Below are 355 nucleotides of genomic sequence, written 5' to 3' on the forward strand. Positions count from 1 at the left end.
CCACCTCCGCCACGCGGAGCCGGACGGAGAAGTCGTAGCCGGGCACGCCGTCGGCGATCCGGTGTCCGCGCAGGCCGGGGCGGCCGCGCCAGCTGGAAGAGGCCTGCGGCAGCAGACCGGCGGGGACGGCGCCGTCGACGGCGGAGTGCGTGACGGGGGCGCCGAGGATGGCCAGGTCCGGGAGGGAGGGGCCCAGATCGGCGCCCCAGTGGATGACCTCGGCCTCTCCGCTGTCGAAGCTGATCACCAGGCTGGTGCTGGCGGAGCGGAGGTACAGGGGATCCATGGCAGGTCTCTTTCGGTGGTTCGGGGCGCGTCCGGGACGGTGGGCCGCGGGTCCGCAGGGAATCAGGGG

At 74.4% G+C, this 355-nt stretch carries 1 pseudogene (running past one end of the window); it reads right to left on the reverse strand.

The features are described 5' to 3' along the window. Positions 1–286, reverse strand: a pseudogene (locus tag K789_RS23735) (alpha-galactosidase); it reaches 1,950 nt to the left of the window's first position. Positions 287–355 lie beyond the last annotated feature (69 nt).

The organism is Arthrobacter sp. TB 26, from assembly GCF_000427315.1.
GTDB lineage: Bacteria > Actinomycetota > Actinomycetes > Actinomycetales > Micrococcaceae > Arthrobacter.